16 protein-coding genes are annotated in these 12,844 nt (G+C 71.1%); 7 read left to right on the top strand and 9 right to left on the bottom strand.

Annotated features, from left to right (window positions below; genetic code table 11):
- Positions 1-236: 236 nt before the first annotated feature.
- Positions 237-836, bottom strand: a complete 600-nt coding sequence (locus tag BLW84_RS07205) for a CGNR zinc finger domain-containing protein (RefSeq protein ID WP_093262688.1) — start codon at positions 834-836, stop codon at positions 237-239.
- Positions 837-898: 62 nt separating this feature from the next.
- Between BLW84_RS07205 and BLW84_RS07200 the strand changes: the two genes are divergently transcribed.
- Positions 899-1,300 (top strand): SRPBCC family protein, encoded by a 402-nt coding sequence (locus BLW84_RS07200; RefSeq protein WP_093262687.1) that lies wholly within the window; start codon positions 899-901, stop codon positions 1,298-1,300.
- Between the two features lie 99 nt (positions 1,301-1,399).
- On the opposite strand, the gene mutM is transcribed toward BLW84_RS07200, so the two are convergent.
- The 8 genes from mutM to rsmD form a co-directional block, all read right to left on the bottom strand.
- A complete protein-coding gene (gene mutM, locus BLW84_RS07195; protein WP_093263081.1) occupies positions 1,400-2,290 on the bottom strand; it encodes a bifunctional DNA-formamidopyrimidine glycosylase/DNA-(apurinic or apyrimidinic site) lyase in 891 nt (296 codons plus the stop codon).
- Positions 2,291-2,343: 53 nt separating this feature from the next.
- Positions 2,344-3,090 (bottom strand): ribonuclease III, encoded by a 747-nt coding sequence (gene rnc, locus BLW84_RS07190; RefSeq protein ID WP_093262686.1) that lies wholly within the window; start codon positions 3,088-3,090, stop codon positions 2,344-2,346.
- A gap of 14 nt (positions 3,091-3,104) precedes the next feature.
- Complete coding sequence (rpmF, locus tag BLW84_RS07185; RefSeq protein WP_093262685.1) at positions 3,105-3,287, bottom strand: 50S ribosomal protein L32; 183 nt, start codon at positions 3,285-3,287, stop codon at positions 3,105-3,107.
- 2 nt (positions 3,288-3,289) lie between these two features.
- A complete protein-coding gene (locus BLW84_RS07180; protein WP_177226333.1) occupies positions 3,290-3,862 on the bottom strand; it encodes a YceD family protein in 573 nt (190 codons plus the stop codon).
- 163 nt (positions 3,863-4,025) lie between these two features.
- Complete coding sequence (locus BLW84_RS07175; RefSeq protein ID WP_093262684.1) at positions 4,026-4,760, bottom strand: DivIVA domain-containing protein; 735 nt, start codon at positions 4,758-4,760, stop codon at positions 4,026-4,028.
- Positions 4,761-4,957: 197 nt separating this feature from the next.
- Positions 4,958-5,383 carry a guanyl-specific ribonuclease gene (locus BLW84_RS07170; RefSeq protein WP_093262683.1) on the bottom strand — a complete coding sequence of 142 codons (426 nt, stop codon included), beginning with the start codon at positions 5,381-5,383 and terminating at the stop codon, positions 4,958-4,960.
- 111 nt (positions 5,384-5,494) lie between these two features.
- On the bottom strand, positions 5,495-5,977 hold the full coding sequence (gene coaD, locus BLW84_RS07165) for a pantetheine-phosphate adenylyltransferase (protein WP_093262682.1): 483 nt from the start codon (positions 5,975-5,977) through the stop codon (positions 5,495-5,497).
- Positions 5,978-6,054: 77 nt separating this feature from the next.
- Complete coding sequence (gene rsmD, locus BLW84_RS07160) at positions 6,055-6,615, bottom strand: 16S rRNA (guanine(966)-N(2))-methyltransferase RsmD (protein WP_093263076.1); 561 nt, start codon at positions 6,613-6,615, stop codon at positions 6,055-6,057.
- Between the two features lie 197 nt (positions 6,616-6,812).
- Between rsmD and BLW84_RS07155 the strand changes: the two genes are divergently transcribed.
- From BLW84_RS07155 to BLW84_RS07135, 6 genes are all read left to right on the top strand, one after another.
- Positions 6,813-8,867: a HelD family protein gene (locus tag BLW84_RS07155; protein WP_093262681.1), complete on the top strand. Its 2,055-nt coding sequence runs from the start codon at positions 6,813-6,815 to the stop codon at positions 8,865-8,867.
- Positions 8,868-8,927: 60 nt separating this feature from the next.
- Positions 8,928-10,343, top strand: coding sequence for an alpha/beta fold hydrolase (locus BLW84_RS07150; protein ID WP_093262678.1), 1,416 nt, complete (start codon positions 8,928-8,930; stop codon positions 10,341-10,343).
- Position 10,344: 1 nt separating this feature from the next.
- Positions 10,345-11,427 carry a sensor histidine kinase gene (locus tag BLW84_RS07145; protein ID WP_093262674.1) on the top strand — a complete coding sequence of 361 codons (1,083 nt, stop codon included), beginning with the start codon at positions 10,345-10,347 and terminating at the stop codon, positions 11,425-11,427.
- The gene (locus BLW84_RS07140; RefSeq protein ID WP_093262669.1) at positions 11,424-12,077 is read left to right on the top strand and encodes a response regulator; all 654 of its coding nucleotides are present in this window, start codon (positions 11,424-11,426) and stop codon (positions 12,075-12,077) included. The genes BLW84_RS07145 and BLW84_RS07140 overlap by 4 nt, the downstream gene beginning before the upstream one ends.
- Before the next feature lie 89 nt (positions 12,078-12,166).
- Positions 12,167-12,406: a DUF6364 family protein gene (locus BLW84_RS46040; protein ID WP_143060880.1), complete on the top strand. Its 240-nt coding sequence runs from the start codon at positions 12,167-12,169 to the stop codon at positions 12,404-12,406.
- The gene (locus BLW84_RS07135) at positions 12,403-12,825 is read left to right on the top strand and encodes a PIN domain-containing protein (RefSeq protein ID WP_093262668.1); all 423 of its coding nucleotides are present in this window, start codon (positions 12,403-12,405) and stop codon (positions 12,823-12,825) included. Before BLW84_RS46040 ends, BLW84_RS07135 begins: the two co-directional genes overlap by 4 nt.
- The last annotated feature ends 19 nt before the right edge of the window (positions 12,826-12,844 follow it).

Genomic DNA, 12,844 nt, shown 5'->3' with positions numbered 1-12,844 from the left:
CGACGATGCGGAAGGCCGGGAAGTCCCCGATTTCGCCGGGAACCCCTACAAGCGGCTCGGACTCCCGATTCCAGGGGTCGCCAAGCTCGGATGCGGGCGCCTGTGGGACGTGGCCACCCGAGGCGCAGGGCGGCGATTTCGCGCGAAATCGCCGCCGGCGTCAGGCGCCGGACGCCTTCGGGGCGAGCCAGGCTGAACGAACTCCCGGGCGAGGTCGGGAGGCCTACCCGCGGACGTCAGGTCTGGCGGGCCCGGTGGGCGTTCACCTTGTGGCGGTTCCCGCAGCGCTGCATCGAGCACCACCGGCGGGAGCCCGGCCGGGAGGTGTCGAGGAAGAGCAGCGAGCAGTCGTCCGCCGCGCATTCCCGGAGCCGCTCGACTCGCTCGCCGCCGAGCAGCTCGATGGCTTCGCGAGCCGCGGCGCCGAGGATCTGGCCGCCGGTGACGGGCGAGGCCCACTGCCGGACGCCCGTCGCCGGGTCCAGCCGCGGCCGGGGCGGCGGCTCCGCGCTGTCGTTGAGCACCTCCAGGTCGGCGCTCGATGGGCGCTCGCCGTGCGCCACGGCCTTCGCGACCGACCACATCGTGTCCCGGAACCGCTTGATGCGGCGGAGTTCGGCGGGCTGGATGCGGATGTCGTCGCCGCTCAGCGGCGCGACTTCCGCCAGCCGCGAGCCCTCCAGCCAGCGCGCCAGATCCGCCGGCTCGTGCAGGATCTCGTAGCGCTGGTACGGCCCCGGCCCGCCGGTGATCAGCAGCTCCAGGCAGAAGCACCCGGCGTCGAACCGGAACCGTTCGCCGGTCGCCGCGGTCAGCAGCCTTGTTCCCACCCGCATGTAACCACTATATTCGGTTTCTCTTCCACTTTAACCGGTTACACCGAGGACGGGGCGCGGACATGATCGGCCAGACCAAGGACGCCGGCTTCCAGATCGGGGTCTCCAAGACCGTGCCCCACCCGCCGGACGAGGTCTGGGGCTTCCTCACCAGCCCGGCGGGCATCGCGCTGTGGCTCGGCGCGGGCGCCACCCTGGAGAAGGGCGACACCTACCGGACGGCGGACGGCACGACCGGCGAGATCCGCAGCCACCGCGAGCTCGACCGGGTCCGGCTCACCTGGCGACCGGCCGACTGGGACCACGACACGACGGTGCAGCTCGCGATCGTGGGCAAGGGCGACCGCACGCAACTGCGCTTCCACCAGGAGTGGCTGGCCGACGCGGACGAGCGCGCCCGCCAACGAGACCACTGGCGGAGCACGATGACCGCCGTGACAACAGCCCTGGGAACGGAGCAGTGAGCCCTCGTTGACGCCGTTTTCGCGCGAAAACGGCGCTCGCCACGCCTGACGGACGCCGTTTTCGCGCGAAAACGCCAGAACTACCCGGAAGGATGAACGTCAGAGGTGGGCGTTCCGGGGCTTGGGCTGGCACACCGGGCAGGTGTAGGACGAGCGGTTCATGAACGGATCACGTCGCACCGACGCCCCGCACCGCGGGCACGGGTGCCCCGCCTGCCCGTAGACCGCCAGCGACCGGTCGAAGTAGCCGGATTCGCCGTTCACGTTGACGTACAAGGCGTCGAACGAGGTGCCACCGGCGTGCAACGCCTGCTGCATGACATCGGTGACGGCGCCGAAGAGCTCGCGGATCTTGGGCCGCGTCAGCGTCCCCGTGGGCCGGGCCCAGTGCAGCTTCGCCCGCCACAGCGCCTCGTCCGCGTAGATGTTGCCGACGCCGGAAACCAGGCTCTGGTCCAGCAGCGCCCGCTTGATCCCGGTGCGCCGGGCCCGCAGCCGGTCGGCCACCGCATCGAGGTCGAACACCTGCTCCAGCGGGTCGGGCGCGATGTGCGCCACCGGCTTCGGCAGCGCGATCCCGTCCACCTCGACCAGATCGGCCAGGTGCAGGCCGCCGAAGGTGCGCTGGTCCACGAACCGCAGCTCCGAACGGCCGTCGGCGAACATCATCCGGACCCGCAGGTGCTTCTCGTCCGGGGCGTCGCCGGGCTGCACGAGCAGCTGACCGCTCATCCCCAGGTGCACGACGAGCGCTTCGCCGCCGGACTCGGGCGCACCGGCCTCGTCGCCGAGCTCCAGCCACAGGTACTTGCCGCGCCGCCGCGCCGCGCTCACACAGCGACCGGCGAGCCGACCGGCGAAATCATCGGGACCGGGCACGTGTCGGCGGACAGCGCGCGGATGCAGGACCTCGACGCCGGACAACGTCCGGCCGACAGCATGTTCGGCGACACCGCGCCGGACGACCTCGACCTCAGGCAACTCGGGCACGAAAACATCTTCGACCACCCGCGCCGGACCCCGGCGCGCGGCCCCGGATTCCGCTACGTGGAAGGGGTCTCGGCGTCTTCGGTGGTCTGCTCGGAGAGCTGGCGCCAGGCCGCTTCGGCGGCCTTCTGCTCGGCTTCCTTCTTGGTGCGGCCATCGCCGCGACCGTAGGTCTGCCCGCCGACCGCCACGTAGGCGCTGAACTCCTTGCGGTGGTCCGGGCCCTGCTCCTCGACCCGGTACTCGGGCACGCCGAGCCCCGCCGACGCGGTCAGCTCCTGCAGACTCGTCTTCCAGTCCAACCCGGCCCCGCGCTGCGGCGCCTCGGCCAGCAGCGGCTCGAACAGCCGGTGGACGACGCCGCGGGCGACGTCGATGCCCTCGGCCAGGTACACCGCGCCGAGCACGGCTTCGAGGCCGTCGGCGAGGATGCTCGCCTTGTCCCGGCCCCCCGTGAGCTCCTCGCCCCTGCCCAGCAGCAGGTACTCGCCCAGACCGCCCTCACCGAGCTCGCGGGCGACGCCGGCCAGCGCGTGCATGTTGACCACGCTGGCGCGCAGCTTCGCGAGCTGCCCCTCGGGCAGGTCCGGGTGCTCGGTGTACAGGTGATCGGTGATCACCAGGCCGAGCACCGCGTCGCCGAGGAACTCCAGCCGCTCGTTCGGCGGCAGGCCACCGTTCTCGTAGGCGTACGAGCGGTGGGTGAGGGCAAGGGTGAGCAGCTCGGCGTCGAGCTCGACGCCGAGCGCTGCCAACAGCGGAGCCCGATCGACCTTCCGGACCCGCGACTGCTTTCCCCCCACTGCGCGACCGCCGATCAGGCGGGCTGGACGATCTGGCGGCCGTCGTACTGGCCGCAGGCCGGGCAGACGACGTGCGGCAGCTTCTGCTCGCGGCAGGAGCGGTTGGAGCACTGCACCAGCGTCGGCGCAGAGGTCTTCCACTGCGACCGGCGGTGACGGGTGTTGGCCCGGGACATCTTGCGCTTCGGGACGGCCACGACTACTTCTCCTCCTCGGTCCCGCCGAGCTGCTCTTGCAGCGCAGCCCAGCGAGGATCAATGGTCTCATGCGTGTGATCCGGGGCGAGTTCGGCCCACTTCACGCCGCACCCGGAGCACAGCCCCTGGCAGTCCGGCGAGCACAACGGCGCCGAGGGCAGCGACAGCAACATCGCGTCCCGCACCACCGGTTCGAGGTCGATCAGGTCGTGCACGACCCGCTCCACCTCGTCGTCATCCGTGCTGACGTCCGTGGCGCTGTCCGGGTAGGCGAACAGCTCCCGCACCTCCACCTCGACCTCGTCGGAGATCGAGTCCAGGCATCGGACGCACTCGCCTGCCAGGGTGGCCACGGCGGTGCCGGACACCAGCACGCCCTCCACCACCGACTCGGCCAGCAGGTCGAGCTGCACCGGATCGCCCTCCGGCACTTTGATCATGTCCAGCCCGAACCCGGTCGGCGCCGGGGCGCTGCGCGTGTAGGCACGGCTGCTGCCGGCCCGGTGGCCGATCTCCCGGGTGTCGATCACCCAGGGGCCGACGTGCGCGGTGTGCGCTGCATGGTTCTGAGACATCACAAGTTTCGGTGGTCAATTCGACAGGGCGGTGCGGCATAGGCGGATGAGAAACTGCGCATCATCCCCAGCCAGCTTTCCCAGCGTACGCGACCCCCTTCCAGCCGCGACACCAGGCCCTCCACGAACAGGACTGCGTCCGGCGCGATCCCCGGCGCGGGGATCAGTTGGCGCCGGGCTTGTTGCCGGCGTGCCACTCCTCGTAGTCGAAGGGGGCGCCCATCGGGCTGCGCAGCTGCTGGCGGCCCTTGCCGACCGTGCGCAGCGTGCGGCTGAGCAGGTCCTCGAAGTCCGCGAGCCGGGAGTCGACGTAGGCGTCGCACTCGCTGCGCAGCCGCTCGCCGTCCTCGTTCGCCTCGTCGACGATGCGCTTGGCCTCGGTGTTCGCCGCCTGCACCACCTCGGTGTCGGCCACCAGCCGGGCCTGCTCCGCCTTGCCCTCGTGCACCGACTGCTCGTAGGCGGCGCGACCGGCCTGCACCATGCGGTCCGCCTCGCTCTGGGCGCGGCCGACGTACTCCTCGTACTCGCGGCGGCCCGCGGTCACCGCCTGCTCGGCCTGCGCCCGCGCCTCGGCCAGCAGCTCGTCGGCCTGCTCCCGGGCGTCGGCGAGCAGCTGCTCCGCCTCGGCGCGCGCCGAGCCGACAGTGCGGTCGGCCTCGTTGCGGGCGTCGGTGACCGACTTGTCGGCCTGCGCCTCCGCGGTGGACACCACCTCGTCGCGGTGGTCGAGCACGTCCTGGGCGTCGTCGAGTTCCTGCGGGATCGCGTCCCGCACGTCGTCGAGCAGCTCCAGCACGTCGCCGCGGGGCACCACGCACCCCGACGTCATGGGCACGCCACGCGCTTCTTCGACGATCGTGACCAGCTCGTCGAGCGCCTCGAACACCCGGTACACCTTGATCTCCCTGCCGTCGTAGCCGCCGCAGCGGCAAGCATCTCAGAACACCCACAACCGCCGATCATGGGTTTGTCCTGCTATCAGTCTGCCCGGGCAGGGCAGTGCGACGGGGGAAATCCAGTTCCGCGTGTCAAGCCCCCGAACGCGCTCGTGCGCGTCCCGGACGGCCCGGAACGCGCACGGCTCGCAGTGGACTACGCGTTGATGTTGGTCAGCTGGAAGCTGTCGTAGTGGTCCTGGGTGTAGAAGTACTCGCCGCCGTCGCCGACCACGAAGCGGCGGGCGCCGCGGTCGTCGCTGCCGGGGGTCTTGACGGTGTACTCGTGGTAGTAGCCGCTGGCGCACTCCGGCAGGATCCCTTCCCGGTTCTGGAAGACCGTGCCGTCCTGCGGGTACGGGTAGGGGCCGCCCTTCTTGATGAGGTTGACCGTGTCGGTCGCCTCCTTCGGCAGCGCCGACAGGTTGACCTTCTGGAAGCCCGAGGTGTCCCCGCACGGCGCCTGCGCGACGGCAGCCGTCGGCGCGGCGGGCAGGGCGCTCGCCTGGAACCCGACCAGTCCCACCACGGCGATCAGACCGGCCAACAGGACCTGGAGTGTCTTCGACGTGATCCGCTTCATGGTCGAGCACGCTACGTCGATGACCTGATCACGTACTGAAGCTGACGTGAACCCGAAACGTCACGTGGCACCATCGTGGGACACGAGTTGAGCCGATCGGCCCAATCGCGGTCAGTTCTGCTCGGCCAGCCGGTCGAGGAGCCGCCGCTCGATCGTCGGCGGCAGCAGGTTCGACACGTCGCCGCCGTAGGTGGCGACCTCCTTGACCAGCGAGCTGGCCAGGAAGCTGTACAGCGGGTTGGTGGACATGAACATCGTCTCCACCCCGGACAGCTGCTGGTTCATCTGCGCCATCTGCAGCTCGTAGTCGAAGTCGCTGACCGCGCGCAGGCCCTTGACGATCGCGCCGATGTCGTGCGCCTTGCAGTAGTCCACGAGCAGGCCGTGCCAGGCGTCGATGCGCACGTTCGGCCACTGGGCGGTGACCTCGCGCAGCATCTCCAGCCGCTCTTCGACGCTGAACAGGCTCTTCTTGTTCTTGTTGATGAGTACCGCGACGACGACCTCGTCGAACAGCTTCGACGCTCGCTCGATGATGTCCAGATGACCGTTCGTCACCGGGTCGTAGGAGCCAGGACACACGGCACGCCTCATGAGCTGGCACGTTAGCAGCAGGCCGGGGCTGCCCCCAGGACGACGTGGCGCGGGTCACCGGCGCGGGCAAAGGGCTTTCACAACTCCTCGTGCGTGGCCCAGTGGACGGCGGTGTCGCCGTAGCGCTTGGTGCGGAAGGCCCGCAGCGGCGGCGGCCAGTCCGGTTCGCCGCTGCGCACCGCGCGCTCGACGATCACGAGGCTGCCCGGCGCGGTCCAGCCGTTGGGGGCCAGCCCGGCCAGCACGCGCTGCAGCAGCTCCGGCGCGAGGTCGTAGGGCGGGTCGGCCAGCACCACGTTGAACGGCTGCGCCGTCGGGGTGCCGATCAGGGTTTCGGCCTTCGCCTGCTCCACCCGGACGTCGCGGAAGCCGAGCGACGCGGCGTTGCGGCGCAGCAGCTGGGCGGCGCGCCGGTCGGATTCGACGAACGTGGCGTGCGCGGCGCCGCGGGAGAGGGCTTCGAGACCGAGCGCCCCGGAGCCGCCGTAGAGGTCGAGCACCCGCGCGCCGGTCAGCTCGATGGCCGACTCGAGCGCGCTGAACAGGGCTTCCCGCACCCGCTCCGAGGTGGGTCTGGTGCCTCGCGGGGGCACGTCGATGCGCCGCCCGCCCACGCTTCCGGCCACGATCCGAGTCACCCGACCATCGTCGCGCACCCGCGTTCGTCCGGTGCCCCGCGGGCCCGCCAAGCGCTCCCGCGCGGCGGGTTCCGGTGTTCGCCGCAGTTTACGCCTGGGTATGCACGTTCTTAGCTCCTGGGAGCAGCAAGCCGTTGCCGCGGCGGGCCGTAGGCTGATTGGTCTGCCCACTGCACCACACGGGGAGAACGACACAGGTGTCCGAAGCGTCCACCAAGCAGGCCGAGATCGCGGTCGAGCAGCAGCACGTCGACCGGGTTTACGCCCGGCTCGACGAACTGCGCGCCGAAGCCGAGGCGATGCGCGACAAGAGCTACGAGTACGGCCTGGAGGCCACTCCCGAAGCGCTGAACGAGCGCGACGTGATGCTGTACCACGCGAACCGGACGCTGCAGGCGCTGAACGCGGAGTCCGAGGGGCTGGTGTTCGGCCGCCTGGACTTCGCCGGCGGCGACGCCGTGCACATCGGCCGGCTGGGCATCCGCGACCCGCAGTTCGACAACCTGCTGGTGGACTGGCGGGCCCCGCTGGCGGCGGCGTTCTACCAGGCCACTCCCGAACAGCCGCTGGACGTCGTGCGGCGCCGGGTGATCCGCTCCTCCCGCGAGCGGGTCGTCGACCTCTCCGACGACCTGCTGGACCCGGACCGGGCACCGGCGGACATGCGGGTGATCGGCGACGGCGCGCTGATGGCGGCGCTGACCCGGTCGCGCGGCGACTCGATGCGCAACATCGTCGCCACCATCCAGAAGGAGCAGGACGACGCGATCCGGGCGCCGGAGGGCGGGGTCACCGAGATCACCGGCGGCCCGGGCACCGGCAAGACCGCGGTGGCGCTGCACCGCGCCGCCTACCTGCTCTACCGCGAGCAGCGCCGGCTCGGCGGCCCCGGGGTGCTGGTGGTCGGCCCGTCCCCGGTGTTCATGTCCTACATCTCCCGCGTGCTGCCGTCGATGGGCGAGCACAACGTCGAGCTGCGGGCCCTCGGCGAGGTGCTGGACGGCATCGGCACGGCCAAGATCGACGACCCGCGCACGGCGGAGATCAAAGGCTCCTCGCGGATGGTCAAGGTGCTCCGGCGGGCGCTACGGCTGCCGCCGCCGGACGCCCCGGACCACCTGCAGATGTTCTACCGCGGCACGGTGCTGAAGCTGCAGGCCGACGAGCTGAAGCGGATCCGCCGCTCGCTGCACAACAAGGGCGGGCAGCCCAACCGGTACCGGATGCGCGCGGCCGACGCGCTGCTGGAAGCCCTGTGGCAGCAGGCGAAGCAGGCCGCCGACGAGAACTTCCAGCCCGACCGGGACCGGCTGATCACCGAGATCGGCGAGCGCATCGAGTTCCACCGGTTCCTGGTCGCGTGGTGGCCGCCGCTGTACCCGATGCAGGTGCTGCGCTGGCTGTCCGATCCGGCGCGGCTGTCCCAGGCAGCCCGCCGGTTGCTGTCGGCCGAGGAGGTCGACCTGCTGGCGAAGTCGTGGTCCGAGGTGACCGAGTGGACGGTCGCCGACATCGCGTTGATCGACGAGCTGCGGGTGCTGGCCGGGCCGCCGCCGAAGCGCCGCCGCACCGCCCCGGAGGCGGAGCAGGCGCGCCGCGCGGTCAACTACGACGAGTACGCGCACGTGGTGGTCGACGAGTCGCAGGACCTCTCGCCGATGCAATGGCGCATGGTGGGCCGCCGCGGGCGGCACGCGAGCTGGACGATCGTGGGCGACCCGGTCCAGTCGTCGTGGCCCGATCCGGCGGAGGCCGCCGCGGCGCGGCAGGAGGCGTTGAGCGCTCAGCGCACGCACCGCCGGTTCACGCTGCGCACCAACTACCGGAACTCGGCGGAGATCTTCGCGGTCGCCGCCGACGCGGTCCGCGACCTGGTCCCGGCCGACGACTTGCCGGTCGCGGTGCGCACGACCGGCATCGAGCCGGCGGTGCGCGAGATGGCCGCCGACGAGCTGCCGCAGGCGGCGCGGTCGGCCGCGGTGGAGCTGGTGGCGGCGGCCGAGGGCACGGTGGGCGTGATCACCACGATGGCGCGCCGCGACGAGGTCCGCGAGTGGCTGTCCACTGTGGATGGGTCCGACTCGGACCGGCTCCGCGTGGTCGGCAGCCTGGAGGCCAAGGGCATGGAGTACGACGCAGTGGTGGTCGTCGACCCGGACGGCCTGGCCGCGGAATCCAGCACCGGCCGCCGAGCCCTCTACGTCGCCCTCAGCCGCGCGACCCAGCTGCTGACGGTCCTCAAGACGCCGTAGTCCGCGAAGATCTATCGAAAGTTGGACGCCTGGCGGGGCGGCTCGCGAAAGCCTGGGCGCATGAGGAAAATCATCGCCGCGTTGCTCGGCGCCGGGCTGCTCGCGACGGGGACGGTGCCCGTCGCATCCGCCGGGCCCGGACCGTCCTGGCAGGACTGCGGGGACGGCCTGCAGTGCGGCCGGATCGAGGTGCCGGTCGACTGGGCCGACCCCGGCGGCGGCCGGATCGAGCTCGGCCTGGCCAGGCTGCCCGCGCAGGATCCGGCCAACCGCAAGGGCACCCTCCTGGTCAACATCGGCGGTCCGGCCCAGCAGATCTCGGTGCTGCGCGGGTCGAAGGCCGCCTTCGCCGACCTCACCCGGTGGTTCGACGTCGTCGTCTCCGACCCGCGCGGCTTCGAAGCGAGCTCGGGCGTGCAGTGCCCGGATCCGATGCCCATGCCGGAGAACGCGCAGTGGGTGTTCCCGGACCGGGCCACCTATGACGCCTACGCCGCCGAGAACCGCCGTTTCGGCACCGGCTGCGCCGAAGCGGCCGGGCCGCTGGCGGGCAGGCTGAACACGTGGCAGGTCGCCCGCGACATGGATGCGATCCGGACCGCGTTGGGCGAGGCGAAGCTGAACTACTACGGCAACTCGTACGGGACGGTGTTCGGGCAGGCCTACGCCGAGTTCTTCCCGGACCGCATCGGCCGGATGTACCTGGACAGCGTCATGGACCACACCAACCGGTCCTGGCTCGGCTGGCTGCTGCCGCGCGCGAAGACCATGGAGGCGAACCTCGAACGATTCGCGTCATGGTGCGCCGGAGAACCGGGATGCGCGCTGCACGACCGGAACGCGCTCGAAGTGTGGGACGAGGTGCTGGCGCGCGCCGAGCGCGACCCGATCCCCGCTCCCGGCGCCGGGCCGGGCGCCACGGCGGGAGCGGCGCTGATCGTCTCGCGCGCCAATCCCGGCTACGAGGGGCGGTGGCCGGAGCTGGCCGCATCCCTGCTGGAGGCGCACGCCGGTGACGCCACCCGGTTCGCCAGAACGCCCAGCGGCGGGATGGATCCCGCGCTGAGCCGGATCATGTTCTGCGCCGACTTCCCGTATCCGACCGAGTACGACGAGGTCGAGGGGCTGGAAACCGCGCTGCGGAGCCGAACGCCGCGAATCGGCTGGGCCACCGCGTGGCAGATGTCCTACCACTGCGCGGGTCTTCCCGGGACGGTGAACTTCCGGCCGCACCCGATCCGCCCGCAGGGCCTCCCGCCGATCCTCGTCGCGAGCGGCGAGTACGACAGCACCACCCCGCCGCAGGACGCGCGCCGGGTGACCGCGCAACTCGAAGGCGCCCGCTACCTCCCCGCGAAGGGCGCCCATGCGCTCTACCTCAGCGGGCACCCCTGCGTGCGGGACCGGGTGCACCGGTACCTGACGAGCGGCGAGCTGCCGCCGGAAGGCACCGCGTGCGGTGCTGCATCCTCTTGATATGCGCTACGTGCGGGAAATCCTGCTCATCGCGGGCGTTTCGACCGCGCTGATGCTGGTGGCGTGCTTGGAGCGGCGGGTCCCCGTGGACCTGCCGCTGCTGGCCGCCTTCAGCATCGGCGTCTGCCTCCCGCTGCCGGCCCGGCGGGCGCTGCCGCTGACCGTCGCGGTGGCGTCCGCGGTGATCGCGCTGCTGGGCATGGCTTTCCTGCCGAACTGGCCCGGAATGCTCGTCGCGATGGGGGCGTTCTGCGCCGCCGTCTACCACCGGCCGCGGAACCCGTTGCTGGTGCTGGCGATCGCCACCTGCTGGTCGGTGGGCACGCTCCTGGTGGCCGGCGGGCCGGTGCAGGTCTTCACCGCGACCGACCTGGTCGTCATGGCCATCGCCCCGGTCGCCACGGGCTACGCGTTGCGGCTGCACCGCGAGCGGGCGGGCCAGGCGCTCCGGCTGCAGCGCGCCGAGTCGGATCGCCTGCTGGCCGAGGAACGGGCCTGGCTCACCAGGAACGTGCACGACAGCGTCGGCCACCACCTGACCGCGATCCGGTTGCAGGCCACCGCGACCCGCCGGGCGCTCGACGGGGCTTCGCCTGCCGCCGACCGAGCGCTGGGCACGATCTCGGAGCTCTCGCGGACCGCGCTCGGCGAGGTGCGGAACCTGCTTCGGGAACTTCGGGAGGAACCGGCCGCCACCCAGCCGGGCCTGGCCGACCTGGACCGGCTCGCCGACCGGCTCTCGTCCCAGGAGCGCAAGGTCAGCCTGCACCGCACCGGCATCGCGGCCGGGCTGCCGCCGGCCGTCGACCGAACCGCGTACCGGGTGGTGCAGGAGGCCCTGACGAACGCCGCGCGCCATTCCGGTGCGGCGGAGGTCGTCGTCCGCCTGCGGCAGGACGAGCGGAGCCTGCACATCGAGGTCACCGACGACGGCCCGCCGACCGCCGCGGAGGCCGAGGGCCAGGGCATCCGCGGCATGCGGGAACGCGTGCACCTGCTCTGCGGGACGCTGTCGGTGGGCCCGGCTCGTCCGAACGGCTGGCGGGTGGCTGCCGAACTGCCGGTGGGGAGGGCGGTTCGGTGACGATCCGGGTGCTGGTGGCCGACGACCAGGAGGCGGTGCGCGACGCGCTCCGCTCGATCCTGGACGGCGAGCCGGACATCGAGGTCCTCGACGTGGCGGCCAACGGGGCCGAAGCGGTCCGGCTCGCGCGGTGGCGACGGCCCGACGTCGTGGTGATGGACCTGCGGATGCCGCACCTGGACGGGATCGCGGCGATCCGCGAGCTCGCGGGCGCGCAACCCGCCCCGAGGGTGCTGGCGCTGACGACCTTCGACCTCGACGAGTACCTCTTCGGCGCGCTGCAGGCGGGCGCGGCCGGTTTCCTCCTCAAGGACAACGAACCCGACGTGCTGGTGGCCGCGGTCCGCGAGCTGCACCAGGGCCGGGGGCTCATCGACCCACAGGTCACCGGGCGCCTGATCAGCCGCTTCGCGGCGCTCTCGCCGAACCCGGCGCCGCCGGAGCTGGACCGCCTCACGCCCCGCGAGCACGACGTGCTGCGCCTGGTGGCGCGCGGGATGAGCAACGCCGAAATCGCCGCCGCCTGCACGATCGAAGAAGGCACCGTGAAGACCCACGTGAACCGGATCCTGGCGAAGCTCGGCCTGCGAACCCGAGTGCACGCGGTGATCTACGCCTACGAACACGGCCTCGTCCAGTCCGACCAGTGACCGCGCCGCAACACTCGAACGGGCGCAAAATTGCACCTCAACTCACTTTCCACGTCAAAGTCACGTGGCGCACGTGATATCACGTGGCCATGGGTAGCAGAAATGTGACAGTCCAGCTGGACGAAGCAGTAATTCGGCGCGCGAAAATCGCAGCAGCGCGAAGGCACACGTCGCTAAGCGGACTTCTGGCCCAGCAGATCACCAAGATCGCCGACTCCGATGAGCGCTACGAACGCGCCAAGCACGAAGCCCTCGCACTTATGGACGAGGCCGCGCGGTCGACCGAAAGCGCACCATCATGGACCCGTGAGGAGCTTTACGACAGGTGACCGCTGAACTCACATTCATCGACACGAACATCCTTGTCTACGCCCACATCGTGCACGACGGCGACCTGCGCGCCAGCCAGTCGCGCCAACTGCTGAAAGAGCTCTGGGCAACGGAAACCGGTGTGCTGAGCACCCAGGTGCTCCAGGAGTTCTACTCCGTAGCCACCCGAAAGACGAAGCTGCCCCGCGGAACCGCCCGCCAGGTGGTGGCGAAGTACGCCGAGTGGGACCCGGTTCGCATCGACCCGCTGTTGATCGTCTTGGCCAGCAAGCTGGAAGAGGACCACACGGTCGCGTTCCACGACGCGCTCATCGTCGAAGCAGCGCTGAGAGCCGGGGCGACGAAGCTGCTCACCGAGGACATGCAGCACGGTCGGCGCTTCGGGAATCTCCTGATCGAGAACCCGTTCCGCCCCTGACACGCCGAAAGCGGGCCGC

It is taken from the genome of Saccharopolyspora shandongensis (assembly GCF_900106995.1).
In the GTDB taxonomy this organism is placed as follows: Bacteria; Actinomycetota; Actinomycetes; order Mycobacteriales; family Pseudonocardiaceae; genus Saccharopolyspora; species Saccharopolyspora shandongensis.
This window is presented reverse-complemented; position numbering and strand designations above follow the sequence as displayed.